21 protein-coding genes and 1 pseudogene are annotated in these 25036 nt (G+C 63.8%); 19 read left to right on the top strand and 3 right to left on the bottom strand.

Annotated elements, in window-relative coordinates; all coding sequences use genetic code 11:
* Positions 1-55 precede the first annotated feature (55 nt).
* From atpE to EKK97_RS23250, 9 genes are all read left to right on the top strand, one after another.
* The gene (atpE, locus tag EKK97_RS23290; protein ID WP_159555593.1) at positions 56-283 is read left to right on the top strand and encodes a F0F1 ATP synthase subunit C; all 228 of its coding nucleotides are present in this window, start codon (positions 56-58) and stop codon (positions 281-283) included.
* A gap of 72 nt (positions 284-355) precedes the next feature.
* Positions 356-826 carry a F0F1 ATP synthase subunit B gene (locus EKK97_RS23285; RefSeq protein ID WP_159555592.1) on the top strand — a complete coding sequence of 157 codons (471 nt, stop codon included), beginning with the start codon at positions 356-358 and terminating at the stop codon, positions 824-826.
* Positions 827-838: 12 nt separating this feature from the next.
* A complete protein-coding gene (locus tag EKK97_RS23280) occupies positions 839-1375 on the top strand; it encodes a F0F1 ATP synthase subunit delta (protein WP_159555591.1) in 537 nt (178 codons plus the stop codon).
* A gap of 16 nt (positions 1376-1391) precedes the next feature.
* On the top strand, positions 1392-2936 hold the full coding sequence (gene atpA / locus EKK97_RS23275) for a F0F1 ATP synthase subunit alpha (protein ID WP_159555590.1): 1545 nt from the start codon (positions 1392-1394) through the stop codon (positions 2934-2936).
* A gap of 68 nt (positions 2937-3004) precedes the next feature.
* The gene (gene atpG, locus EKK97_RS23270) at positions 3005-3889 is read left to right on the top strand and encodes a F0F1 ATP synthase subunit gamma (protein WP_159555589.1); all 885 of its coding nucleotides are present in this window, start codon (positions 3005-3007) and stop codon (positions 3887-3889) included.
* A gap of 69 nt (positions 3890-3958) precedes the next feature.
* On the top strand, positions 3959-5335 hold the full coding sequence (atpD, locus tag EKK97_RS23265; RefSeq protein WP_159555588.1) for a F0F1 ATP synthase subunit beta: 1377 nt from the start codon (positions 3959-3961) through the stop codon (positions 5333-5335).
* 24 nt (positions 5336-5359) lie between these two features.
* The gene (locus tag EKK97_RS23260) at positions 5360-5788 is read left to right on the top strand and encodes a F0F1 ATP synthase subunit epsilon (RefSeq protein ID WP_159555587.1); all 429 of its coding nucleotides are present in this window, start codon (positions 5360-5362) and stop codon (positions 5786-5788) included.
* Between the two features lie 153 nt (positions 5789-5941).
* Positions 5942-7315 carry a magnesium transporter gene (gene mgtE, locus EKK97_RS23255; protein ID WP_159555586.1) on the top strand — a complete coding sequence of 458 codons (1374 nt, stop codon included), beginning with the start codon at positions 5942-5944 and terminating at the stop codon, positions 7313-7315.
* A gap of 49 nt (positions 7316-7364) precedes the next feature.
* Positions 7365-8468 (top strand): SLC13 family permease, encoded by a 1104-nt coding sequence (locus EKK97_RS23250; protein ID WP_159555585.1) that lies wholly within the window; start codon positions 7365-7367, stop codon positions 8466-8468.
* A 38-nt stretch (positions 8469-8506) separates the two neighbouring features.
* On the opposite strand, the gene EKK97_RS23245 is transcribed toward EKK97_RS23250, so the two are convergent.
* On the bottom strand, positions 8507-9679 hold the full coding sequence (locus tag EKK97_RS23245; protein WP_159555584.1) for a cation diffusion facilitator family transporter: 1173 nt from the start codon (positions 9677-9679) through the stop codon (positions 8507-8509).
* A gap of 292 nt (positions 9680-9971) precedes the next feature.
* On the opposite strand from EKK97_RS23245, the gene EKK97_RS23240 reads away from it, so the two are divergent.
* From EKK97_RS23240 to EKK97_RS23220, 5 genes are all read left to right on the top strand, one after another.
* Positions 9972-10784: an undecaprenyl-diphosphate phosphatase gene (locus EKK97_RS23240; protein ID WP_159555583.1), complete on the top strand. Its 813-nt coding sequence runs from the start codon at positions 9972-9974 to the stop codon at positions 10782-10784.
* Between the two features lie 32 nt (positions 10785-10816).
* Positions 10817-11884 (top strand): FAD:protein FMN transferase, encoded by a 1068-nt coding sequence (locus EKK97_RS23235; protein WP_159555582.1) that lies wholly within the window; start codon positions 10817-10819, stop codon positions 11882-11884.
* A 113-nt stretch (positions 11885-11997) separates the two neighbouring features.
* Entirely contained in the window at positions 11998-13365 is a 1368-nt protein-coding gene (gene glmU / locus EKK97_RS23230) for a bifunctional UDP-N-acetylglucosamine diphosphorylase/glucosamine-1-phosphate N-acetyltransferase GlmU (protein WP_159555581.1), read from the top strand.
* A gap of 22 nt (positions 13366-13387) precedes the next feature.
* Positions 13388-15223, top strand: a complete 1836-nt coding sequence (gene glmS / locus EKK97_RS23225; RefSeq protein ID WP_159555580.1) for a glutamine--fructose-6-phosphate transaminase (isomerizing) — start codon at positions 13388-13390, stop codon at positions 15221-15223.
* A 126-nt stretch (positions 15224-15349) separates the two neighbouring features.
* Positions 15350-17059, top strand: a complete 1710-nt coding sequence (locus tag EKK97_RS23220) for a DUF945 family protein (RefSeq protein ID WP_159555579.1) — start codon at positions 15350-15352, stop codon at positions 17057-17059.
* 34 nt (positions 17060-17093) lie between these two features.
* Here EKK97_RS23220 and EKK97_RS23215 read toward each other — a convergent pair whose 3' ends face one another.
* Positions 17094-17696, bottom strand: a complete 603-nt coding sequence (locus tag EKK97_RS23215; RefSeq protein ID WP_159555578.1) for a phosphatase PAP2 family protein — start codon at positions 17694-17696, stop codon at positions 17094-17096.
* A gap of 102 nt (positions 17697-17798) precedes the next feature.
* On the opposite strand from EKK97_RS23215, the gene EKK97_RS23210 reads away from it, so the two are divergent.
* Together EKK97_RS23210 and EKK97_RS23205 are read left to right on the top strand one after the other, a co-directional pair.
* The gene (locus tag EKK97_RS23210) at positions 17799-18665 is read left to right on the top strand and encodes a DUF72 domain-containing protein (RefSeq protein ID WP_159555922.1); all 867 of its coding nucleotides are present in this window, start codon (positions 17799-17801) and stop codon (positions 18663-18665) included.
* Between the two features lie 159 nt (positions 18666-18824).
* Positions 18825-20170, top strand: a pseudogene (locus EKK97_RS23205) (sodium-dependent transporter).
* A 106-nt stretch (positions 20171-20276) separates the two neighbouring features.
* Here EKK97_RS23205 and EKK97_RS23200 read toward each other — a convergent pair.
* On the bottom strand, positions 20277-20477 hold the full coding sequence (locus tag EKK97_RS23200) for a PA3496 family putative envelope integrity protein (protein WP_159555577.1): 201 nt from the start codon (positions 20475-20477) through the stop codon (positions 20277-20279).
* Positions 20478-20666: 189 nt separating this feature from the next.
* Here EKK97_RS23200 and hexR point away from each other — a divergent pair, with 189 nt between their 5' ends.
* From hexR to EKK97_RS23185, 3 genes are all read left to right on the top strand, one after another.
* Complete coding sequence (gene hexR / locus EKK97_RS23195) at positions 20667-21530, top strand: transcriptional regulator HexR (RefSeq protein WP_111415153.1); 864 nt, start codon at positions 20667-20669, stop codon at positions 21528-21530.
* 76 nt (positions 21531-21606) lie between these two features.
* Positions 21607-23814, top strand: coding sequence for a DNA helicase II (uvrD, locus tag EKK97_RS23190; protein WP_159555576.1), 2208 nt, complete (start codon positions 21607-21609; stop codon positions 23812-23814).
* 125 nt (positions 23815-23939) lie between these two features.
* Positions 23940-25028, top strand: coding sequence for a TRAP transporter substrate-binding protein (locus EKK97_RS23185; RefSeq protein WP_159555575.1), 1089 nt, complete (start codon positions 23940-23942; stop codon positions 25026-25028).
* The last annotated feature ends 8 nt before the right edge of the window (positions 25029-25036 follow it).

Below are 25036 nucleotides of genomic sequence, written 5' to 3'. Positions count from 1 at the left end.
AAACGCTTCAACCCCTAACCCGCTGAAACCTCAACTCAATACCAGGAGTAACATCATGGAAATGGTCTACATTGCAGCTGCCATCATCATCGGTCTGGGCGCTCTGGCCACCGGCATCGGCTTCGCCATCCTCGGTGGCAAGCTGCTCGAGTCCACTGCGCGTCAGCCCGAGCTGGGCGACCAGCTGCAGACCAAGACCTTCATCATGGCCGGCCTGCTCGACGCCGTGCCGATGATCGGCGTCGGTATCGCGATGTACCTGATCTTCGTCGTTGCCGGTTAACGACCTGCCGAGCGCCAAGGCGCTCGGTTTGCTCGTTTCCGGTCGCCACGAACCTGTCAGAGGTACATTCCCGTGAATATCAACATGACGCTAATCGGGCAGACGATCGCCTTTGCGATCTTTGTCTGGTTCTGTATCAAGTATGTGTGGCCGCCGATCAGCACCGCGCTTCACGAGCGCCAGAAGAAGATCGCCGATGGTCTCGATGCGGCCAGCCGGGCGTCACGTGACCTCGAGCTTGCTCAGGAGCAGGCGGCTCAGACGCTGCGTGAGAGCAAGGAGCAGGCTTCGCAGATTCTCGAGCAGGCCCACAAGCGCTCCAGCCAGATGATCGAGGAAGCCCGCGAACAGGCTCGCGCCGAAGGCGAACGTCTGGTCGCCAGCGCCCGCGCCGAGATCGACCAGGAGATCAATCGCGCCAAGGAAGAGCTTCGCGCCCAGGTGGCGACGCTTGCCATCACCGGTGCCGAGCGCGTCCTGGAAGCCTCCGTCGACGAGAAGGCACACCGCAAGCTGCTTGACAAGCTCGCTGCCGAACTGTGAGGGAGGTGATCCATGGCGGAACTGTCTACCGTCGCACGACCCTACGCCAGGGCAGCGTTCGAGTTCGCACGCGATCACCAGGCGCTGGAAAGCTGGTCTGACTGGTTGGGCAAGCTGGGAGCTGTCGTTGCCGTGCGCGACGTACAGAAGCTCCTCGCCAGCCCCAGTCTGACCACCGAGCGCAAGGTCGAGCTGATCGTCGAACTGGCCGAGGTCGAACTCGATGAAGCGTCACGACGCTTCCTCGACACCCTGGGCGAGAGCGGACGACTGGCCACGCTGAGCGCCATTGCCGAGCACTTCGAGCAGCTGCGCGCCGAGCACGAAAAGCGTATCGAGGTCGTCGTCGTCTCGGCATACGAACTCGACGACAAGCAGCAGAACAAGCTCGCCGGCGCGCTCAAGAAGCGGCTGAATCGCGAAATCTCCATTACCACTCAGGTGGATCCGAAGCTTATCGGGGGCGCCATCCTGCGCGCCGGCGACACCGTCATCGACGGGTCGGTGCGCGGTCGACTGAACCGCCTCTCCGAAGCCCTTACCGCCTGAGTCTGAGGGACATGGCATGCAGCAACTGAATCCTTCCGAGATCAGCGACATCATCAAGCAGCGAATCGAAAAGCTGGATGTCGCATCCGAAGCCCGCAATCAGGGCACCATCGTCAGCGTCTCCGACGGCATCGTGAAAATCCACGGCCTCGAGGACGCGATGTTCGGTGAGATGATCGAATTCCCCGGCAGTATCTACGGCATGGTGCTCAACCTCGAGCGCGACTCCGTAGGCGCGGTGGTGCTGGGCGACTACCTGCAGCTGGAAGAGGGCATGACCGCCAGCTGTACCGGCCGCATCCTCGAGGTGCCGGTGGGCCCCGAGCTGGTCGGCCGCGTGGTCGATCCGCTGGGCAACCCCATCGATGGCAAGGGCGACGTGGGCGCCAAGCTGACCGACGCGGTGGAAAAGGTCGCGCCGGGCGTCATCACCCGCCAGTCGGTGGACCAGCCGATCCAGACCGGTCTCAAGGCGATCGACGCCATGGTGCCGATCGGCCGCGGCCAGCGCGAGCTGATCATCGGCGACCGTCAGATCGGTAAGTCGGCCATCGCCGTCGACACCATCATCAACCAGAAAGGCAAGGGCGTCATCTGCGTCTACGTGGCCATCGGCCAGAAGCAGTCGACCATCGCCAACGTGGTGCGCAAGCTCGAGGAGCACGGCGCGATGGAGCACACCATCGTGGTCGCTTCCGGCGCCGCCGATCCGGCCCCGATGCAGTTCCTGGCGCCCTATGCCGGCTGCACCATGGGCGAGTACTTCCGCGACCGTGGCCAGGACGCGCTGATCGTCTATGACGATCTGACCAAGCAGGCCTGGGCCTACCGTCAGGTCTCCCTGCTGCTGCGCCGTCCGCCGGGCCGTGAAGCCTACCCGGGTGACGTCTTCTATCTCCACTCGCGCCTGCTCGAGCGTGCCGCTCGCGTCAACGCCGACTACGTCGAGAAGTTCACCAATGGTGAAGTGACCGGCAAGACCGGCTCGCTGACCGCGCTGCCGATCATCGAGACCCAGGGCGGCGACGTTTCCGCATTCGTTCCGACCAACGTGATCTCGATCACCGACGGTCAGATCTTCCTCGAGACCGACCAGTTCAACGCAGGTATCCGTCCGGCCATCAACGCCGGTCTGTCGGTATCTCGCGTGGGTGGTGCGGCACAGACCAAGATCATCAAGAAGCTCGGCGGCGGCGTGCGTCTGGCACTCGCTCAGTACCGTGAGCTGGCGGCCTTCTCCCAGTTCGCCTCCGACCTGGACGAAGCCACCCGCAAGCAGTTGGAGCACGGTCAGCGCGTTACCGAGCTGATGAAGCAGAAGCAGTATTCGCCGCTGTCAGTGGCCGAGATGGGGGTGTCGCTGTACGCCGCCAACGAAGGCTTCCTGGATGACGTCGACGTCAGCAAGGTGCTGGACTTCGAGCGTGCCCTGCACGAGTACATGAGGTCCGAGCATGCCGAACTGCTCGACAAGATCAACCAGACCGGCGACTACAACGACGAGATCCAGCAAGGGCTGAAGCAGGGTCTCGAGCAGTTCAAGGCCACTCAGAGCTGGTAAATCCGCCGGCCCGCCCCGACGGGCGGGCCCTGGACATCTTCTGAGGGCCACGAACGAGGTAGATCGCTATGGCAGCTGCAAAAGAGATACGCACCCAGATCGGGAGCATCAAGAATACGCAGAAGATCACCAGCGCCATGGAAATGGTCGCTGCGTCGAAGATGCGTAAAGCGCAAGATCTGATGAAGGCCAGCCAGCCTTATGCCCGGCAGATCCGCAACGTGGCCAGCCACCTGGCCGACGCCAATCCCGAGTACAAGCACGACTACATGGTCGAGCGCGACGAGGTGAAGCGGGTCGGCTACATCGTGGTTTCCACCGACCGCGGCCTGTGCGGTGGCCTGAACGTCAACCTGTTCAAGGCCGTCATCAAGAGTGCCGTGGCATGGCGCAACGAAGGGGCGGAGCTCGATTTCTGCGCCCTGGGCAGCAAGGCCGGCGGCTTCTTTCGCAACTACGGCGGCAATCTGGTCGCCGCCAAGAGTGGCCTGGGCGAATCGCCCGAAATGGAGGACCTGATCGGCAGCGTCAAGGTGATGCTCGATGCCTACGACGAGGGGCGGCTGGATCGTCTCTACGTGGTATACAACGAGTTCGTCAACACCATGACGCAACGCCCGGTGGTTCGCCAGCTGTTGCCGCTCGATCCCAACATGGGAATGGATGCGGAAGACGAGGACAACAAGCGTCCCGGTAGCTGGGACTACCTGTATGAGCCGGATGCCAAGGCGCTGTTGGATAGCCTGCTGGTTCGTTTCATCGAATCCCAGGTGTATCAGGCGGTGGTCGAGAACGGAGCCTGCGAGCAAGCGGCCCGGATGATCGCCATGAAGAACGCCACCGACAACGCCGGCAGCCTCATCGACGATCTGGAGATGGTCTACAACAAGGCCCGTCAGGCCGCCATCACCCAGGAAATTTCCGAGATCGTCGGCGGCGCCGCTGCCGTATAGCGCCCGGGGAGAGCCCAAGGCTCTCCCGGCAAACAGGTTTCATTTGCAGGTATTTGAGAGGATCGCAAGATGAGCGGACGTATCGTACAAATCATCGGCGCGGTGATTGACGTCGAGTTTCCGCGGGACTCGGTTCCCAAGGTCTACGACGCGCTCAACGTCGCCGACTCCGAGACCGTGCTCGAGGTCCAGCAGCAGCTGGGCGACGGCGTGGTGCGTACCATCGCCATGGGCTCCACAGAGGGCCTGAAGCGCGGCCTGGAGGTCGTCAACACGGGTGCTCCCATCTCCGTGCCGGTGGGCAAGGAGACCCTGGGTCGCATCATGGACGTGCTGGGCCGGCCGATCGACGAGGCCGGTGACATCGGTGAGCAGGAGCGCATGCCCATTCACCGTCCGGCACCCACCTATGCCGAGCAGGCGGCTTCCAACGAGCTGCTCGAGACCGGCATCAAGGTCATCGACCTGGTCTGCCCGTTCGCCAAGGGCGGCAAGGTCGGCCTGTTCGGTGGCGCCGGCGTGGGCAAGACCGTCAACATGATGGAGCTGATCCGCAACATCGCCATCGAGCACAGCGGTTACTCCGTGTTCGCCGGCGTTGGCGAGCGGACCCGCGAAGGTAACGACTTCTACCACGAGATGACCGAGTCGAACGTTATCGACAAGGTATCTCTGGTTTACGGTCAGATGAACGAGCCGCCGGGCAACCGTCTGCGCGTGGCCCTGACCGGCCTCACCATCGCCGAGAAGTTCCGCGATGAAGGCCGCGACGTGCTGCTGTTCGTCGACAACATCTATCGTTACACCCTGGCCGGTACCGAGGTATCCGCACTGCTGGGCCGTATGCCCTCCGCGGTGGGCTACCAGCCGACCCTGGCCGAGGAGATGGGTGTGCTGCAGGAGCGTATCACCTCCACCAAGGTGGGCTCGATCACCTCCGTGCAGGCGGTCTACGTTCCTGCGGACGACCTGACCGACCCGTCGCCGGCCACCACCTTCGCCCACCTGGACGCCACCGTGGTATTGGCGCGTTCGATCGCCGAGCTGGGTATCTACCCGGCCATCGACCCGCTGGACTCCACCTCGCGCCAGCTCGATCCGCTGGTCGTCGGCGAGGAGCACTACGACACCGCCCGCCGCGTGCAGGGCGTGCTGCAGCGCTACAAGGAGCTCAAGGACATCATCGCGATCCTGGGCATGGACGAACTGTCCGACGAGGACAAGCAGACCGTGGCCCGCGCGCGTAAGATCCAGCGCTTCCTGTCGCAGCCGTTCTTCGTCGCCGAGGTGTTCACCGGCTCCCCGGGCAAGTACGTGTCGCTGAAGGACACCATCCGCGGTTTCCAGGGCATCCTCGACGGCGAGTACGACAACCTGCCGGAGCAGGCCTTCTACATGGTGGGTAGCATCGACGAGGCCGTCGAGAAAGCCAACCAGATGAAGTAATCCCGTCCATTGGGGGACTTCGCTATGGCGAAAAGCTTCACATGCAACATCGTCAGCGCCGAAGCCTCGATCTTCTCCGGTGAAGTCGAGCAGATCGTGGCCTCGGGCATCATGGGCGACCTGGGCATCCTGCCCGGGCACGCCCCGCTGCTGACCGAGCTCCAGCCGGGGCCGATTCGCGTGATCCATGACGGCGGGCAGGAAGAGAACTACTACGTTTCGGGCGGCTTCCTCGAAGTGCAGCCCGATGTGGTGACCATCCTGGCCGATGCGGCCTCCCGTGCCGGCGATCTCGACGAGGCCGCCGCCGAGGAAGCTCGCCAGCATGCGCTGAAGGCATTCAACGACAAGTCGTCGGAGCTGGACTACACCCGCGCCGCCGCCGAACTCGCTGAAGCCGTGGCTCAGTTGCGCACGATCCAGCAACTGCGCAAGAAGGGCGGCAAGGGCTGATTCCAGCCTGGCTGCCATGAAACGCCCCCGAACGCTGTTCGGGGGCGTTTTCGTCTCTGTTATCATGAGTGCGCTGGACCGGAAGTGCCCGAGCCATACTCATGCCGCCACGCGGGGTTTCTCATCCTTGCGTCAGGGTCTCAGGAGAATGCCATGTCGTTGAGCGAACAGCTGCAGGAACACAAGGAAACCCTGATTCTCGCCGTCGAGCAGGACGATCGAGAACGCCTCGACCAGTGGCTTCCTGAGCTGCGCGCGGCAGACCTCTCCGAGATTCTCGAGGAAATGGCCGAAGAGGACGGCGATCTTCCTACCGTACTCAAGCTGCTCGACTGCCTGCCGTTGGAGCGCCGCGCCAATGTCCTTGGCTATCTCACCGGCGAGGTACAGGTCGAGGTGGCGGCAGCCATGTCCGACGAGCTGCTGCTCTCGGTGCTGGAGGAGATGGGCTCGGATGAGCGAGCCGACCTTTTCAACCTGCTCGACGAGGATCGTCAGGAGACGCTGCTGCGGCGCATGGCGCGCCAGGAGCGCGAGGACCTGAAGCGGCTGGCAAGCTACGAGGAGGGCACCGCCGGGGCGATCATGACCTCCGATTACGTCGCCATCCCCAGCGGCATGACGGTATCGCAGGCGATGATGCGGGTACGCCAGACGGCCCCCGACGCCGAAACGGTCTATCAGCTCTACATCATCGACCCTGAGGGCAAGCTGGCAGGCACGCTGTCGCTGCGCCAGTTGATGGTGGCGCGTCCCGGCGCCAAGGTCGACGACCTGATGATCAAGGACGTGATCAGCGTGCCGGTGGATGAGGCTCAGGAGGAAGTGGCCCGGCTGGTGGCCCGCTACGACATGCTGGCGGTACCGGTCATCGATCACGATGAGCGCCTGGTCGGCATCGTCACCCATGACGATGCCATGGACGTGGCCGAGGAGGAGGCCACCGAGGACTTCCACAAAGGGATGTCCATTGGACAACTCGAGGACGGTGTCAGCCGGGTGCCGATCTGGAGCCTCTATCGCAAGCGCGTGACCTGGCTGGTACTGCTGGTGTTCGCCAACCTTTTCTCCGGTGCTGGCATCGCCTACTTCGAGGACACCATCGCCGCCCAGGTGGCGCTGGTGTTCTTCCTGCCGCTGCTGATCGGCAGCGGCGGCAACGCCGGCGCCCAGGCCGCCACGCTCACGGTACGCGGCATGGCCACCGGCGACGTCGGCGTCAAGGACTGGGGCAAGCTGCTCGGCCGCGAGCTGCTGGTGGCCGGTTCCCTGGGCCTGACCATGGCCTTGGCGGTGGCGCCCATCGGCGTGATGCGTGGCGGCGAGGCGGTGGCCATGGTGGTGGCGGCAAGCATGGTGACCATCGTACTGTTCGGCAGCCTGCTCGGCATGTGCCTGCCGTTCATCCTCAACCGCGTGGGCTGGGACCCGGCCACCGCCTCGGCACCGCTGGTGACCACGCTGATCGATGCCAGCGGGGTGGTGATCTATTTCACCATTGCCACGGCGGTGTTGACGGGACTGTGAGCAATGACAGCCTGAGCACGCCCTGTGGCCTACGGTGCCAGGGGCGAGCATGCTGAGAGCGCTGCGGCGGCGGCTGCGTCAGGACCTGCTGCTGATGGTTCTGTTAGCGGCATTGCCGCTGCTGCTAGTGGCGCTGCCCGAGCAGGCAGGCAGCCTGCACCATCTGGTGCACTGGGATACCTTGGCGGCTTTGTCGGCGCTGATGGTGCTATCCCGCGCGCTGGAAGAGAGCGGCGCCTTGAGCCGGGTTGGCCGTCGCCTGGTATCGCGCACGGGCAGCGAGCGCAGCTTGGCACTGGTTCTCGTGCTGTTGTCTGCCGCGCTGTCGGCGGTAGTGACCAACGACGTTGCGCTGTTCATCGTGGTACCGCTGACTCTGGGGCTGCGCTTGGTGGCCACATTGCCGATTGCGCGATTGGTGGTGTTCGAAGCGTTGGCGGTCAACGCCGGCTCGGCGATAAGCCCTATCGGCAATCCCCAGAACCTGTTCCTGTGGCAACAGGCCGAGGTCGGTTTTCTCGCTTTCAGCGTGGCCATGGCGCCTCTGTCGCTGGGCCTGCTGGTATTGCTGCTGGCAGCGATACCGCTCGCTTTCCCCGCTCATGCCATCGAGCTGTCGCCATCAGGCTCGCCGCCGCCGCTCAAATCCAGGCTGGCTGGGTTATCGCTGGCCCTCTATGTGCCCCTGCTGCTGCTGATCGATGCCGGGCTGGCACTGCCTAGCGCCGTGGGGATCGTCGCACTCTACTTGCTGTTTCAGCCTCGCGTGGTGCGCTACGTGGACTGGCTACTGCTATTGGTCTTCGTGTTGATGTTCATGGTGCTGGGCCTTGCCGTCAAGCTCGGTCCGATAGCCCAAATCGTCGAGCACCTTGCTACCTGGCCCGGCGGCATGCTGACGGCGGGAGCGGTGCTTTCCCAGGGTATCTCCAACGTGCCGGCGGCGATTCTGCTGGATGGCTTCACCGACGACTGGCGAACCCTGGCCTGGGGCGTCAGCGTGGGCGGGTTCGGTCTTGCCATCGGTTCGATGGCGAATGTCATCGCGCTGCGGTTGGCCAGGGAGAAGGGGCTGTGGCGTGAATTCCATCGCTGGTCGCTGCCGATGCTGCTGCTGGGCTGGCTGATGGGCCTGCTGCTGCTATCGATCTGAGCCCAGGCCGTGAAGGGCGACGGAGATGAGTCGCGGGGTCAACGCATCGCACTGGCGGCACGAGTGACGAACAGTACCTCGACATGGCCCAGCCACTCGATGTCGCTGGCCTGAGCCTTCAACTGGCTGGCCAGGCATTGCGGCGGCTGATGGATCGTATCGGAAATGATCAATGCCACGGATACCTTGCCGTCCAGGTAGTGCAGCTGCAGGTCGGTCAGGTTGCGCCAGGCGGGATGATGATTCCAGCGTGCATCAAGGGCGGACGTCACTTCCGGCCTCAGCGGCAGGCCGGGGAAGCGACTGGGGTCGCCCTCTCCAGCGTCGTCCTCGGGATCGATATGAAAAGTCACATCGGTTAGGGCGGGAAAGGCGCGGCGCAGGCGGCGGCTGACCTCGTTGCCGATTTCGTGGGCCTCGGAGACGCTCACCATGGGACCCACCACGATGTGCAAGTCCACCATGACCCAGCCGGCCGACTGGCGGGTGCGCAGGTCATGGACGCTCTCGACGCCGGGTACGGCGCAGGCTACTTCGTGCATCGTCTGCTGGGCATCGGCGGGCAGCGCGGTGTCGACCAGCTCGCGAGCCGACTCCCACAGCAGGTCCCAGCCAACCTTACCCACCAGCAGGCCGACGATTACCGCTGCCACTGCATCGAGCCAACCGGCGCCGTACTGGGCGCCAACCAGGGCGATCAATACCACGGCGGTGGAGAGCACATCGGAGCGCGAATGCCAGGCGTTGGCCTCGAGCAGCTTCGACTGTACCTGCTTGGCCACCCGCATGGTGTAGTGGAACAGTGCCTCCTTGGTGAGCAGGGCCATCAGGGTCAGCAGCATGGCCCACACCCCGGGAGCAGCGATCTCGGTGCCGGCAAGCAAGCGCTGCAGGCTCGACCAGGCGATGGCACCGGCGACGAAGATCAGCACGCTGCCCAGCAGCAGGGTAGCCAGGGTTTCGATACGGCCATGGCCGTAGTGGTGGTCATGGTCCGGTCCCTGGCGGCCATAGTGGGTGGCCACCAGCACGAAACCGTCGGTGATCAGGTCGGAGAAGGAGTGGATGCCATCGGCCACCAGGGCCGCCGAACCGACCAGCGAACCCACGGCCACCTTGGCGCAGCCCAGTAGACCGTCGAGCCAGGCAGCCACGTAGGTGGCTCGCTTGGCATCGCGACTGTTAGCGGTCTGGTCCATGGTGGCGATCATGTGGCGTGGAGCTCCGTTATGCTTCCGTTCGACGGGCTATCGGTTACGTCTCGATCAGCCGGCGAGAGGCGAACGATTCTCTTTTCATTTTTCCATTTCTACCATCCAGTTTGAAGCGCAAGGGGCGCAGCGGGCGCTGGCAGATCGGAGCTATCGACGAGGGCTCGTTGCGGCAACCATTTTTTGCCATCGAGACGCGGCGGACAAGCGGCGAGCGTCCGTGTATCCTCTTCGCGTCCTGCCGTGCGTTTGCCGTCAGGCTGCGCATGTCCTCGCCATAGGAGATCGCCACATGGATTGGCTTCAGGTCGTCGTACTGTCAGTGGTCCAGGGACTGACCGAATTCCTGCCCATCTCGAGCTCGGCTCACCTCATCCTGGTGCCCGTGCTGACCGGGTGGACCGACCAGGGGCTGGTCTTCGACGTGGCGATGCACCTGGGTAGCCTGCTGGCGGTAGTGTTCTACTTCCGTCATGATTTGCGACGCATGAGCGTGAGCTGGGTAATATCGTTGCGTGGAGGCACCACGGGACAGGACGGGATCGATCGAGATGCCCGGCTGGCCTGGTGGGTGCTGCTGGCGACCATCCCGGTCTGTGCGGTCGGTTTTGCCTTTCACGACGTCATCGAAGTCAGCATGCGATCGCCGATCCTGATCGGTGTTTCCCTGATCGGCTTCGGCCTGCTGCTGGGCTATGCCGACTGGCACAAGAGTGAAGGGCGAAGTGAGTATCAACTTACCTTTCGCGATGCCATGTTGATCGGCCTTGCCCAGGTACTGGCGCTGATCCCCGGCACGTCGCGCTCCGGCATTACCATTACCGCAGCGCTGCTGCTCGGCATGAGCCGCGAGGGAGCGGCGCGCTTCTCCTTCCTACTGTCTATCCCGGTAACGGCCCTGGCCGCTGGCCTGGAGATCGTTGGGCTGGTGCAGATGCCGCGTGACATCGACTGGTCGGCGATGGCGGCTGGCGTGGTACTGTCGGGGGTGAGCGCCTACCTCTGCATTCACTATTTCATTGCCTTCATCAAACGGATCGGCATGCAGCCCTTCGTTGTCTATCGCATCGTGCTCGGGCTATGGCTGCTGTGGATCTTCTGGTAGCCATGCAACACTCGTCGAGGAGTCCTGTTACCATGAACCCTGCTCTGCGTCCTGTGGTGATCTCTCTGCTGCTCTTGGGGCTGCTGCTGACCGGCTGCTCCGAGAACGATCGCCCGCTCGATTCGCCAGTCCGGCTGGAGGGGGACATCTTCGGCACCTTCTACCAGGTGACCGTCGCCGACAGCCTGACCCAGGGCCGGGCGCGCGAGCTGGAGGAGGGGGTGCTCGAGGTGCTGGAGCAGGTGGATGCCGCCATGTCGATCTATCGCGACGACTCGGAGCTGATCGCCTTCAACCAGTCGCCGGTAGGCGAATGGCAACCGCTGTCCAACGAACTCATCGAGGTGCTGGCGATCAGCCAGTCCGTCGCCGAGGCAAGCGGCGGTGCCTTCGACATGACCGTCGGTGGGTTGGTCAACCTGTGGAGCTTCGGCTCCGAGGCACGTCCGCGCGAAGTGCCCGATGACGAGACCCTGCAGGCGCGCCTGGACGAGATCGGTCCCGACAGCATAGAGGTCGACGAGAACGCGCTTCAGGCACGCCGGCTACGCGACGTATTCGTCGATCTCGGTGGCGTGGCCAAGGGGCACGCTACCGACCGGGTCGCTGCCTACCTCGACAGTGAGGGCATCGAGCATTACCTGGTCAATCTTGGCGGCGACCTGATCGTACGCGGCTACCGCGACAGAGAGGGCGAGCCTTGGCGCATTGGCATCGAGGCGCCGTTGGACGATCGCCAGGAAGCCACCCATATCGTGCCGCTGCACGACATCTCGGTGGCAACCTCCGGTGATTACCGCAACTATTTCGAAGAGAATGGACAACGCTTCTCGCACACCATCGACCCGCGTACTGGACATCCCATCGAGCATCGGGTGGCATCGGTCACGGTGGCGCATCCTTCCAACGCCTGGGCCGACGCCTGGGCCACGGCAATGATGGTGCTGGGTGAGGAGGGGCTGGCGCTGGCACGCGAACAGGACCTCAAGGTGCTTTTACTGGTGCGCGAGGGCGAAGGCTGGAGCAGTGTGGCAAGCCCCGGCTTTGCCGATTTTCTCGGCGGGGGACTGAGCGACGAAATGGGCCTGGAGGTGCGCTGAGCCGCCGCGTCGAGAACGGTGGCACGCTACCTCGTGCGAGGCGTCACTCGTGAGTGACGGACGAGTTCCCTGGCCCGATGACTGGAGCCATTCGAATGGACAAGGAGTCTTCGATGACCCTGGATGTAGTGATTCTTGCTGCCGGGCAGGGCACACGAATGCGATCGACCCTGCCCAAGGTGCTGCATCGCCTGGCCGGCAAGCCAATGGTGCGTCATGTGCTCGATACCGCGCGCAAGCTCGAGGCGGAACGCCTGCACGTGGTGGTGGGCCATGGCGCCGAGCGGGTGCGCGAGGCGCTCGCCGACTATCCGGTGCGTTTTGCCCTGCAGGCCGAACAGAAGGGCACCGGGCACGCGGTAGCGCAGGCGCTGGATGGCTTGGGCGAAGGCAAGGTGCTGGTACTGTATGGCGACGTGCCGCTGATCCGTCGCGAAACCCTGGCCAAGCTGCTGGAGGAAGTGGGCGAGTCGCGCATGGCGCTGCTCACCGTGACACTGGATGACCCGACCGGCTATGGGCGCATCCTGCGCAACGCCGATGGCCAGGCGGTGGCCATCGTCGAGCAGAAGGATGCCAGCGAGAACGAGCTGGCCATACGCGAATGCAATACCGGCATCATGGCCATGACCGCGGCCCAGCTCAAGCGCTGGCTGCCGCGGCTCTCCGCCGACAATGCCCAGGGCGAATACTACCTGACCGACGTTATCGCCATGGCCGCCGCCGAGGGGGTGACCATCGCTACCGCCCAGCCTGCCGACCCGCTCGAGGTGGAAGGGGTCAACAACCGCCTGCAGATGGCACGCCTCGAGCGTGCGCATCAGGCGCGCATCGCCGATGAACTCATGGTTCAAGGGGTGGCGCTGCTCGATCCGTCGCGCATCGACGTGCGCGGCCGCCTGAGCTGCGGTCATGACGTGGAGATCGATGTCGGCTGCGTGTTCGAGGGCGATGTGGAACTGGGCGAAGGCGTGCGTATCGGTGCGCACTGCGTGATTCGCGACAGCCATATTGGCGCCGAGAGCGTGATCGAACCCCACAGCGTGATCGAGGGCGCCGTGGCGGCCGGTCATAACCGCGTCGGGCCCTTCGCCCGACTGCGTCCCGGCACTCGCCTGGCGGTAGGGGCCAAGGTGGGCAACTTCGTCGAGACCAAGAACGCCGAGGTGGGCGAGGGCAGCAAGATCAACCACCTGAGCTATGTCGGCGATGCGCGGCTGGGGCGTGAGGTCAACGTCGGGGCTGGCACCATCACCTGCAACTACGATGGCGCCAACAAGCATCGTACCGAGATCGGCGACGGCGCCTTCATCGGCTCCAATACTGCCCTGGTGGCCCCTGTCAGCGTCGGTCGTGGCGCCACGGTCGGCGCCGGTTCGACCATCAGCAAGGACGTGCCCGACGACGCTCTGGCCGTCTCCCGTGGACGCCAGATCAGCAAGACCGGCTGGGTGCGTCCGACCAAGAAGACTCGAGACTGATCGACAAGCGCGAGGAATCGTCATGTGTGGAATCGTCGGTGCCGTTGCCCAGCGCAACGTGGAAGGCATCCTGCTCGAGGGCCTCAGGCGGCTGGAGTATCGCGGCTACGATTCGGCCGGCATGGCCGTGCTCAACGCTGCCGGCGAGCTGCAGCGTCGCCGGGCGCTGGGCAAGGTGGCTGCGCTTGAGGCCATGCTCGAGGAGGCCGCTCTACCGGGGCGTTGTGGCATTGCCCACACCCGCTGGGCGACCCATGGCAAGCCCAGCGAGGAGAATGCCCATCCGCACCAATCGGGTAACCGGCTGGCGCTGGTTCATAACGGCATCATCGAGAATCATGAGCCACTACGCCGTGAACTCGAGGCCGATGGCTACGCCTTTTCCTCGCAGACCGATACCGAGGTGGTAGCTCATCTGCTGGAGCGTGAATACCGTCATGGCGACGGCCTGCTGGCCGCCGTGCAGCGAGGGCTCGCGCAACTCGAGGGTGCCTATGCCCTGGCGGTGGTACACGCCGATGAACCCAATGTCGTCGTCGGCGCGCGCAAGGGCAGCCCACTGGTAGTGGGGGCAGGCATCGACGAGGCCTTCCTGGGCTCCGATCCGCTGGCCCTGCTGCAGGTCACCGATCGCTTCATCTACCTTCAGGAAGGCGACGTGGTGCGCCTCGCCGACGGTGGCAAGATCGAGATCTTCGATGCCGAGGGTCAGGCCGTACAGCGTCCGATCCAGACTTTCGAGCACGGCGACGGCGCGGCCAGCAAGGGTGAGTATCGCCACTTCATGCAGAAGGAGATCTTCGAGCAGCCCGCTGTGATCGCGGCGGCCCTCGAAGGCCGGCTGGGTGAACGTAGCGTGCCGTCCGAGTGCTTCGGCCCCGACGCCGAAGCGCTGTTCTCGCGGGTAGAGCAGCTGCATATCGTGGCTTGCGGCACCAGTTATCACGCTGGCCTGGTGGCCCGCTACTGGCTGGAGCGCTATGCCGGTATACCGGTACAGGTGGAGGTGGCTTCCGAATACCGCTACCGCACCGTGGTGGTACCCGACAACACTCTGTTCGTGACGCTGTCGCAGTCCGGCGAGACCGCCGATACCCTCGCGGCGCTGCGCTTCGCCCGTGAGCAGGGCTATCTCGGCAGTCTGGCGATCTGCAACGTACCGGGCAGCTCGCTGGTGCGTGAATCCGACCTCACCCTGATGACCCAGGCAGGGCCGGAGATCGGTGTCGCCTCCACCAAGGCTTTCACTACCCAGTTGACCGCGCTGATGCTCTTCACCCTGGCACTGGGGCGGGTCAAGGGGCTGGACGCCGAGACTCAGGCCGAAGTGGTTGCCGGCCTGCGTGCCCTGCCGCAGCTGGTGAGCAGGGTCCTCGAGCTGGATGACGCCATCGAGTCCCTGTCGACCGAGTTCGCCGAGAAGCACCACGCGCTATTCCTCGGGCGCGGCGCGCATTTCCCCATCGCCCTGGAGGGAGCCCTCAAGCTGAAGGAGATTTCCTACATTCACGCCGAGGCATATCCCGCCGGGGAGCTCAAGCACGGGCCGCTGGCGCTGGTCGACAGCGAGATGCCGGTGGTATCGGTCGCCCCCAACGACGAACTGCTCGACAAGCTCAAGTCCAACTTGCAGGAAGTCCGGGCGCGTGGCGGCGAACTCTTCGTTTTCGCTGATGAACGGGTTGGAATCGAAGCGCAGGAGGGCGTGCGCGTGTTGTCGCTGCCTCACGTTCACGATGCCCTGGCACCTATCCTCTATACCGTCCCGCTGCAGCTGCTGAGCTATCACGTGGCGGTGCTCAAGGGCACCGATGTCGACCAGCCACGCAATCTGGCCAAGTCGGTCACGGTGGAATGAAGCCGAGATAATCCGTCTTACTTTTCTCGATTCTTGTCGTTAAACTTCGATCTTGAACTAGGCAGTAACAAGTGACTTGTTACTGCCTAATTTCAATTAAACGAAGAACGAGAAAAGGACATCGCCGTGGGGAAAGGACAGAGTCGTCAGGGAAGTTTCCTGAAACGCTTGTTGGTGATTACCGTAGGGCTTGCACTTGTCGTGGGCCTGGGAGCTCCCTATTGGTTGGGCCAGCAGGTGGAAAAGAAGTACGCCGAGTATCTGCAGCAGTTGCAGAGTCTCGGCTATATCCAGGTCGAGAACCTGACTTATGAACGTGGCTGGTTCGACGCACAGGCCAGTTATGAACTCGTTCTCGAGCCCGAGTTTTCCCAGGCATACGAACAGCTCATCGCGACGGGTACCGGCGTGGAGTTCGAGGAAGAGCCGCTGCGGGTCTTCGTCAGCGACAGCATCACCCATGGCCCCTTCATGGGCGCCCTGGCCAGCCTCGATGGACGAATCGACGGTTCGGGTTGGCTGTTCGAGCAACTGATCCAACTGGAGGAGAGCGAGGCAGTGTCTCGCTATACCGCCAGGGTAGGCTTCGACCAGGTGGTGACCGGAGAGTGGGCGCCCATGGCGATGACGCTGACGGCAGGACCGATGCTCAGCGATATCGGCCTGGAGATGCGCTACGAGATCGACTACCTGGGCGGTGAATTCCGCTACGATCCGGCCGGGGGAGAATACCGCAGCACCAGCCGCTTGGGACAGGCCCGGCTGGAGGAGCCCAGCGCCGTGCATACCTTCGAAGGCGCCACGTCGAACCTTGTGGCCTCCTTCCCCCAGGGCGTACTGCGTGAGGTCACCTTCACCTCGGACGACGGTCCGATGCTGACGAAGAGTCGTGACCCGGCGCAGGCGGGCGATTCGCGGATCGATGGACAGAACATCGAGGTCCAGCTCGACTTCGATGAGCAGGGGCGTTTCGAACGCTTCGCGACCCGTTTTGCCATGCAGGGCTTCGAGGCTGAGGAGCCTGAGCTGTTCCTGGCCCTGCAAGGCATCGAGGCCGACTTCACGGCGACTCGCCAGGGCGAGGCCAGCTGGTACGGGCAGCTTGGGCTGAACCTCGATGGAATGACGATGCGCGAGCAGCATTCGCCGGGCTTCGAGGCGCAGAGCGTGAATTTCCGCCTGGGCCTGGAGCCGGAATCCGAGTCGCACCTGCGAGTTGCGCAACTGGTAGCCGCAAGCGATCTTCGCATTCAGGGCATGAACGATCCGATCGCGTTCCATGTCGAGTCGAGCTATGGGCAACTTTCGCGTGAGGCGTACGACACGCTATGGCAGCTAGTCTACGAAGCGATCGACGTCTTCAGTCTGGACGACCCCGACGCCGTGCTCCCCGTGTTCGAACGTATGGAGCAAGCGGGCGAGGCGCTGATGGCAGGTCGCTCTTCGCTGACCTTCAAGCCGGTCACGTTCAGCATGGGCGATGCTGGCCTCGACCTGGAGCTGGAGGCCGATCTGGCACTGCAGGAGATGTCGAGCTTCGATGAAAGCAGTCTGCTCGCTCCCGAGAACCGTCTGGATCTCAGCGTGGAGGCGTCTGCCATGCTGCTGCACCGGGTAGCCCGCGAGACCCTGCGGCAGCAGTACAACGGGATGATCAGTGGCAACGAACTCGACGCCATGGCCAAGGAAGTGGTGGCAGGCAGCCTGGAACCGATGCTGGAACTTGGCGTGGTGCGTCGCGAAGAAGGCGAGCGTTATTCGCTCGCGGTGCAGCTACGCGATGGCCAGTTGCTGGTGAACGGTGAGCCTGGCGAGTGGCTGCTGGGTCAGTTCTGACCTCCTGCAGCTGCCATTGACGCTGGGTGGGCGCCTAGCGCTCCACCCAGCCGCGGCGGATCAACGGAGCGAACAGCAGGCGATAAAGCCGCATGGCGACGTGATGATAGAACGGCAGGATCAGCCAGGTGCGGCTGACGCCGACCAGCGAGGCCATGACGGCGGCCAGCAGCAGGGCGCCGAACATGTCCTGGGGGAAATGCACGCCGAGGAAGACCCGGGCCCAGGCCACCGGGATCGCCAGCAGCAACAGGTAGCGACCGATACGCCGCGTACCGGCATGCAGTAGCAGGCTGAAGGCCATGGTCAGCATGATCGTCGCATGGTTGCTGGGGAATGCGGGAGTCGGGGCGTGTTCCAGGAACGTCTGGCCGACCGGGACCATGAAGGGTCTCGGGCTAGGCCAGAGGTGGCCAACCAGCCAGCTTGCTGCCAGGGCGAGCAGAGTAGCGACGAACGCCTCCAGCAGAGGGCGCTTCAAGCGCTCGCTACCCCGCAGCCAGCCGACGACCAGCAGGGCCGGCACCATCCAGATCAGGTAGACGGCCAGCAGTTCGGCCATCCACAGCAGGCGAGGATCGCTGTCAGGGGCGGCGTTCAGCCAGGCAAACAGGGCAAGATTCAGCGTGTTTTCCATGTGTCCTGGGCGCGTTGGGGCGCCGTTTCCTCGTGCATTCAGGCGGGAAGCTCATGCTGCCACTCGCCAAGCGGCGTTTCCGATGATTTTTGTTACAGGAGGATGACAAGGATGTCCAGACTGTATCTGGGTTTGCCCATGTGGGCCAACTCCGAGTGGTGTGGCTCCCTATATCCACCATACGGAGGCCAGGAGAGCTGGCTGGCCGACTACGCCCAAGTCTTCCCTGCCGTGGAGGGCAATACGACCTTCTACAGTGGTGCGCCCAGACCCGAGACGGTTGCTGCCTGGTCGCGGTTGGCGCCGCCACACTTCCGCTTCTGCTTCAAGCTGCCAGCGTCGCTGACCCACGAGCGGCGCCTCCAGAGCATTGAGGCAGACTTTGACGCCTTCATCGATTCGCTTGCCCCGCTGCACGATCGGTTGGGCCCCCTGCTGGTACAGCTGCCGCGGGATTTCGGTCTTGCCGAGCTGCCGCGACTCGAGTCGCTGCTGGCACGCTGGCCGCAGGGGCTCGCCTGTGCGGTTGAGGTGCGTCACCCTGAGTTTTTCCACAAGGGAACGGCCGAGGTGGCGCTGAACCGCCTGTTGATAACTCATGGCGCAAACCGCGTGATGCTCGACGTTCGCGCGCTGTTTTCGACCTCGGCCATGGGCAGCCCAGCCCTTGCACACGCTCAAAGCGAAAAGCCAAGATGCCCATTACACGTGCTTTCCACGGGCGAGCAGCCGCTGATTCGCTTCATCGGACACTTGGATGAGTCCATCAACCTGAATTATTTCCAACCTTGGGTGAAGCAGCTCAAGCTGTGGATAAAACAGGGGAAAACCCCTTTCTTGTTTGTGCATACCGCCAACAATCGGTACGCCCCTCAGCTGGCTAGGCGGATCCACCAGGCACTTGCCGACGAACTCGGCTTGCCGCCGCTGAATGAATTTGCCGGCGAGTGCCAGTCCCAGCTTTTCTAATACAGCATTTGCAGAGCCACGGCACGAAGAACGCCAGTTGCTGGCCTTCGAGCGTATGATCGGATAGATTTGCCGACATTCGAGCCAAAGACAAACCTATATTCTGTGTTTTTGCGCTTGAGACATATCAATAACCGGATACACAACAACAGGTGAACCATGTCTAAACTCGTTCATGCGCAGTGGTCATCGAAGATGACCTTCGTGCTTGCGGCCGCCGGTTCGGCCGTGGGGCTGGGCAATATCTGGCGTTTTTCCTATATGGTGGGCGACAGTGGCGGTGCCGCCTTCGTACTCGTCTACCTGGCCTGCGTGGCAGTGGTCGGCCTTCCCGTTCTGGTAGCCGAATGGCTGATTGGCCGGCGTGGCCAGAAGAACCCCATCAATGCCATGGCGGAGTTGGCCAAGGCCAACGGTCAGCCGAAGGCCTGGGCGCTGATCGGTGTCAGCGGGGTACTGGCGGCGTTTCTGATTCTCTCCTTCTACAGCGTGATCGGCGGCTGGTCGCTCTCCTATACCCTGAATTCGGTCACCGGCGCCTTCACCGGGCAGGATGCCGATGGCGTTGGCGCCATCTTCACGGGTTTGCTGGGCAGTCCGGGGCTGCTGCTGTTGTGGCATACAGCGTTCATGGCCCTGGTGGTGTGGATCGTGGCGCGTGGCGTAACCAAGGGCCTGGAAGGTGCAGTTCGCACCATGATGCCGGCGTTGGTGGTATTGCTGGTGGTGCTGGTGGGCTACGGCATGACCACCGGTCACTTCGGTGAGGCGCTCGCTTTCATGTTCCGCCCCGACTGGAGCGCTCTGACGGGCGGCGTCGTGCTTGCCGCCATGGGCCAGGCTTTCTTCACCCTGTCGCTGGGCATGGGCATCATGATGGCCTACGGCTCCTACCTGGGTGAGGACGTCAACCTGCTGGGCACCGCGCGTACGGTGATCATTCTCGACACCGCCATCGCCCTGCTGGCCGGCCTGGCGATCTTCCCATCGTCTTCGCCAACGGCTTGAGTGCGGGTGAAGGGCCGGGGCTGATCTTCGTGACCCTGCCGCTGGCCTTCGGCAACATGACCGGCGGCATGCTGCTGGGACTGATGTTCTTCCTGCTACTGACCTTTGCCGCACTGACCTCTGCTATCTCCCTGCTCGAGCCGGTAGTGGAATTCGTCGAGGAACGTACGCCGCTGACGCGTGTCATGGCCACTCTAGTAAGTGCCGTGGCGGTGTGGTTGCTGGGTATTGCCGCGCTGATGTCATTCAACGTCTGGCCCGAGCCGGTGATGATGGGGCTCAACGTGTTCGATCTGCTGGATACCTTCACCAGCAAGATCCTGCTGCCGCTGACCGGGTTGGGAGCGATCGTGTTCGTCGCCTGGTGTCTGGATCGTCGCAGCGTGGCCGCCGAACTCAATCTGGGCGGGGGCAGCGAGCAGCTGTGGCAGCTGGTGGCCCGCTACCTGGCGCCGCTGGGGGTGATACTGGTGTTCGTCAACTCCCTGCTGGGATGACCGCTGTGGTGGCTACTCAGGTGACGAACCTAGAGTGACGAACCCACCTGGCCCCGAAGTCGGGGCCGGATAGCGCCTTCTTTACGGCCGCCTGCGGGCGGCCGTTTCAGTGTTTCTCGTCGTCGTCCAGCTCGGCGATGTCGCGCTCCAGCTGCTTGAATTCCTGATGCAGTTCGATGCCGCGCCGGGCGCGCAGGTTGCGCTGTGCGGCGCTACGAGAGCGCTTCTCGTGTTCGGCGACGTTGATGCTCATGAAGATGTCGAGAAGTTCGTTCTTGACGGTAGTGACCCGTTCGACCTTACTCATGATCGACTCTCCCTTCTTCTTCTGTGCCTTCTCTTCTCTGGTGCAAGATCAAATCACAGCATCTTTACTATACCCTACTTGACAGTTTCGTGACGAAGTGGGCCATTCCACGCTCGTACAGGGAAACTCCCCCAAGCGAGTCGGGATCAGGCATACTGACCTCTGCGTTCGTCAACCAAGGAGTCCAGCGTGAGCCGCGCCCTGTTCGATGAAATGAGACGCCGCATGGAGCATTTCCGCCGCTCCGAGCAGAAAGTGGCGCGCTTCGTGCTGCGTAATCCTGACGAAGTCATCCACATGCGCATCGTCGATCTGGCCACCGAGGCCAAGGTCAGCGAGCCGACCGTGGTGCGCTTCTGCCGGGCCCTGGGTTGCAACGGCTTCCAGGACTTCAAGCTCAAGCTGGCGCAGATGCTGGCCTCGGGCAGCCAATTCGCCCAGTTCTCGATGAACGACGACGACTCCGTCGCCGAATTCTCCCAGAGCATCTTCGACTCCACCGTGGGCACCCTGCTGTCGGTGCGCGACCGGCTCGACAACGATGCCCTGAGCCGGGCGATCCAGGCCCTGGCGATGGCCAACCGGGTCGAGTTCTACGGTTTCGGCGCTTCCGGCGCGGTGGCCTTCGATGCCCAGCACAAGTTCTTCCGCCTGCAGATCTCCACCGCTGCCTATGCCGACCCGCACATGCAGAACATGTCGGCGGTGACGCTCAAGGAGGGCGACGTGGTGGTGGCGATCTCCCAGACCGGCCGCACCCGTGCCCTGGTGGCCAGCGTGCGCCTGGCGCGAGAAGCGGGCGCCACGGTGATCGGCCTGTGTCCCAGCGGTTCGCCGCTGGCCGAGGAGGTGACCCTGCCACTCTACATCGACGTGCACGAGGACACCGAGATCTATACACCGATGAGTTCGCGCATCGCCCATCTGGTGCTGGTCGACGTGCTCGCCGTGGGCGTGGCCAAGACCCGCGGGCCGAAGCTCGCCGAGCAGCTCAAGGCGGTCAAGAAGAGCCTGACGCCGTTACGGTTTCCGGAGCAGGAAGGCAAACCCTGAAGTGAGCGTCGGCGACGGCAGGCTGAGCACAATATGCTAAGCTGGGCGCTCATTTTTCCAGCGGCAGACCCCTTCCATGGATGACGTCACGGCGATTCTCGATCAGTTGAACCCGGCCCAGCGCGAGGCGGTGAGCGCCTCCCAGGGCAACATGCTGGTGCTGGCTGGGGCCGGCTCGGGCAAGACCCGGGTGCTGGTGCATCGCATCGCCTGGCTGATGCAGGCCGAGGGGCTGTCGCCCTATGCCGTGCTGGCGGTGACCTTCACCAACAAGGCGGCGCGCGAGATGCGCACGCGCCTCGAGGCGCTGCTGGGGTTGTCGCTGCGCAATGTCTGGGTCGGTACCTTTCACTCCATCGCTCATCGCCTGCTGCGCACCCACTGGCAGGACGCGCGGCTGCCGCAGCATTTCCAGATCATCGACTCCGACGACCAGCTGCGTCTGATCAAGCGCCTGCTCAAGGATCACCAGATCGACGACGAGCGCTATCCACCGCGTCAGGTGCAGTACTTCATCTCCGGTTGCAAGGAAGAGGGGCTGCGCCCGCATCAGGTCGACGTGCACGGGGATGCCTACATGGCCCAGATGGTCGAGCTCTACGAGCGTTACCAGCTCACCTGCGAACGCGGCGGCCTGGTCGACTTCGGCGAACTGCTGCTCAGGAGCCTGGAGCTGCTGCGTGACACGCCGGCGCTGCTGGCCCACTACCAGGAGCGCTTCGCCCACGTGCTGGTCGACGAGTTCCAGGACACCAACACCCTGCAGTACGCCTGGCTCAAGCTGCTCACCGGCATGAAAACGCCGATGACCGTGGTCGGCGACGACGATCAGTCGATCTACGGCTGGCGCGGCGCGCGGATCGAGAACATCCGCCGCTTCGAGCAGGAATTCCCCGGCACCCATACCGTGCGCCTGGAGCAGAACTACCGCTCTACCAGTGCCATTCTCGATGCCGCCAACGCCCTGATCAGCCACAATGCCGATCGCATGGGCAAGGAGCTGTGGACGGCCGGAGCCCGCGGCGAGCCGATCTCGGTGTATGCCGGCTTCAACGACCTGGACGAGGCGCGCTTCATCGTCGACACCATCAAGGAGAAGGTCGACGAGGGTTACCGGCGCCGCGACGTGGCCATTCTCTACCGCTCCAACGCCCAGTCGCGGGTACTCGAGGAGACCCTGATCCGCCAGGGCATGCCCTACCGCATCTACGGCGGCCAGCGCTTCTACGAGCGGCTGGAGATCAAGAACGCCCTGGCCTATCTGCGCCTGCTGCTCAACCGCGACGACGACGCCTCGCTGGAGCGCATCATCAACGTACCGCCGCGGGGCATCGGCACCCGTACCGTGGAACAAGTGCGCGAACGCGCCCGCCTGGCCGGCGTGTCGCTGTGGCAAGCGCTGCACGACGGTCTGGCCGACGGTTCGCTGAAGGGGCGGGCCGGGGCCTCGCTGCAGCTCTTCGCCGATCTCATCGAAGGGCTCGACAACGACACCGCCGGCATGTCGCTGCACGAGATCATCGATCATGTGAACGAGCGCTCCGGGCTGGTCGAGCATCATCGCAACGAGAAGGGCGAGAAGGGGCAGGCCCGGGTCGAGAACCTGGAAGAGCTGATCAACGCCGCCCGCGCCTTCACCCAGGGCGAATCCTTCGACCCGCCCGAGGCCGGCGAGGGCGCCGTGGCGCTGGAGGCCTTCCTCGCCGAGGCGGCGCTCAACGCCGGCGAGCACGAGGCCGATGAGTTCGAGGACAGCGTGCAGCTGATGACCCTGCATTCGGCCAAGGGGCTGGAGTTCCCGGTGGTGTTCATCGCCGGGGTCGAGGAGGGGCTGTTCCCGCACAAGATGTCGCTGGAGGAGCCGGGCCGCCTGGAGGAGGAGCGCCGCCTCTGCTACGTCGGCCTGACCCGCGCCATGCGCAAGCTCTACCTCACCCACTCGGAGATCCGCCGCCTGCACGGCAAGGAGACCTTCCAGCGGCCGTCGCGCTTTTTGCGCGAGATACCCGCCGAGTATCTGGAAGAGGTGCGCCTGCGCGGCCAGATCTCGCGGCCGGTGACGGCCATGCGCCCGGCGGTGGGCCTCTCGCGCCAGACCTCGGTCGACGGCGGCGACGACCTGCCCAGCCTGAGCCTGGGCCAGCGGGTGCAGCACCCGGTCTTCGGCGAGGGCGTGATCCTCAACGCCGAGGGTGAGGGACCCCGCGCCCGGGTACAGGTCAGCTTCGAGGGGGAGGGTGACAAGTGGCTGGTGCTTGGGTTTGCCAAGCTCACCCCTCTCTGACCCTACGTTGACGTCTACGTCAAAAGGTGGCCTTGCTGCCCAAATGGTCATTAAGCATACTCACAGGCGGACACATCGCGCTTGATTAGACGCGACTCAGAATAACCACTGGAGTCATGCTCGCCATGCAACGCCGTAGATTCCTCAAGACCGCCGGCCTGGGCGCCGCCGGTGTCGTCGCCGCGCCCTTCGTTTCCACCGCCAAGGCGCAGGAAACCATCACCTGGGACATGGTCACCTCCTGGCCGACCAACTTCCCGGCCCTGGGTACCGGTGCCAACGATTTCGCCAAGCGTATCGAGCAGCTCTCCAACGGCCGCATGCGTATTCGCGTGCACGGTGCCGGCGAGCTGGTGCCGCCGCTGGAAGTGTTCGATGCGGTAGCCGCCGGCACCGCAGAGATGGGCCACTCCGCCGCCTACTACTGGCGCGGCAAGGTCGCCGCCTCGCAGTTCTTCACTGCCGTGCCCTTCGGCATGAACACCACCGAGACCAACGCCTGGCTCTACCACGGTGGCGGCCAGGAGCTATGGGACGAGGTTTACGGCAAGCACAACCTCAAGCCGTTCGCCGTGGGCAACACCGGCGCTCAGATGGCCGGCTGGTTCAAGAAGGAGATCAATTCGCTCGAGGACATGCAGGGCCTCAAGTTGCGCCTGCCAGGCCTGGCCGGTGAAGCCATGAATGGCATCGGCGTGACCACCGTGAACATGCCGGGCGGCGAGATCTTCACCTCGATGCAGACCGGCGTGCTCGACGCCGCCGACTGGGTCGGCCCCTACAACGACATGGCCTTCGGCCTGCACCAGGTCGCCGACTACTACTACACCTCGCCGTGGAACGAGCCTTCCGCCGTGCTGGAGGGTACCGTCAACCTGGATGCCTGGAACGGCCTGCCCGACGACCTCAAGGCGGTGGTGACCGAGGCGGCGCGTGCCTCCAACCTGGCGATGATCAGCGAGTTCGCCTATCGCAACGCCCAGGCATTGGCCACGCTGGTGGAGGAGCACGGCGTGCAGCTGCGCAGCTTCCCCGACGACGTCATGGAAGCGCTCTACGAGTCCTCGCAGCGCGTCATCCAGCAGCAGGTGGAGAGCGACCCCGACTCGGCCAAGGTCTACGAGTCCTACCTGGCGTTCCAGCGCCTGGTGCGTCCGTTCAACGACGTGGGCGAGTTCCATTACCTCAAGACCCGCGAGAGCGTCGGTGTCTAAACGCCGAA

Source organism: Billgrantia tianxiuensis, from assembly GCF_009834345.1.
GTDB classification, from domain to species: domain Bacteria; phylum Pseudomonadota; class Gammaproteobacteria; order Pseudomonadales; family Halomonadaceae; genus Halomonas; species Halomonas tianxiuensis.
The sequence above is the reverse complement of the archived record's forward strand: the minus strand, read 5'-3'. Positions and strand labels throughout refer to the sequence as shown.

Bases quoted from the DNA above. Each gene is read 5' to 3' on its own strand.
- atpE (WP_159555593.1), top strand. From the start codon at position 56: ATGGAAATGGTCTACATTGCAGCTGCCATCATCATCGGTCTGGGCGCT.
- EKK97_RS23210 (WP_159555922.1), top strand. From the start codon at position 17,799: ATGACAAGGATGTCCAGACTGTATCTGGGTTTGCCCATGTGGGCCAAC.
- EKK97_RS23245 (WP_159555584.1), bottom strand. From the start codon at position 9,679: ATGATCGCCACCATGGACCAGACCGCTAACAGTCGCGATGCCAAGCGA.
- EKK97_RS23240 (WP_159555583.1), top strand. From the start codon at position 9,972: ATGGATTGGCTTCAGGTCGTCGTACTGTCAGTGGTCCAGGGACTGACC.
- EKK97_RS23260 (WP_159555587.1), top strand. From the start codon at position 5,360: ATGGCGAAAAGCTTCACATGCAACATCGTCAGCGCCGAAGCCTCGATC.
- EKK97_RS23185 (WP_159555575.1), top strand. From the start codon at position 23,940: ATGCAACGCCGTAGATTCCTCAAGACCGCCGGCCTGGGCGCCGCCGGT.
- glmU (WP_159555581.1), top strand. From the start codon at position 11,998: ATGACCCTGGATGTAGTGATTCTTGCTGCCGGGCAGGGCACACGAATG.
- atpA (WP_159555590.1), top strand. From the start codon at position 1,392: ATGCAGCAACTGAATCCTTCCGAGATCAGCGACATCATCAAGCAGCGA.
- mgtE (WP_159555586.1), top strand. From the start codon at position 5,942: ATGTCGTTGAGCGAACAGCTGCAGGAACACAAGGAAACCCTGATTCTC.
- EKK97_RS23280 (WP_159555591.1), top strand. From the start codon at position 839: ATGGCGGAACTGTCTACCGTCGCACGACCCTACGCCAGGGCAGCGTTC.
- EKK97_RS23215 (WP_159555578.1), bottom strand. From the start codon at position 17,696: ATGGAAAACACGCTGAATCTTGCCCTGTTTGCCTGGCTGAACGCCGCC.
- glmS (WP_159555580.1), top strand. From the start codon at position 13,388: ATGTGTGGAATCGTCGGTGCCGTTGCCCAGCGCAACGTGGAAGGCATC.
- EKK97_RS23200 (WP_159555577.1), bottom strand. From the start codon at position 20,477: ATGAGTAAGGTCGAACGGGTCACTACCGTCAAGAACGAACTTCTCGAC.
- atpD (WP_159555588.1), top strand. From the start codon at position 3,959: ATGAGCGGACGTATCGTACAAATCATCGGCGCGGTGATTGACGTCGAG.
- atpG (WP_159555589.1), top strand. From the start codon at position 3,005: ATGGCAGCTGCAAAAGAGATACGCACCCAGATCGGGAGCATCAAGAAT.
- EKK97_RS23250 (WP_159555585.1), top strand. From the start codon at position 7,365: ATGCTGAGAGCGCTGCGGCGGCGGCTGCGTCAGGACCTGCTGCTGATG.
- EKK97_RS23235 (WP_159555582.1), top strand. From the start codon at position 10,817: ATGAACCCTGCTCTGCGTCCTGTGGTGATCTCTCTGCTGCTCTTGGGG.
- uvrD (WP_159555576.1), top strand. From the start codon at position 21,607: ATGGATGACGTCACGGCGATTCTCGATCAGTTGAACCCGGCCCAGCGC.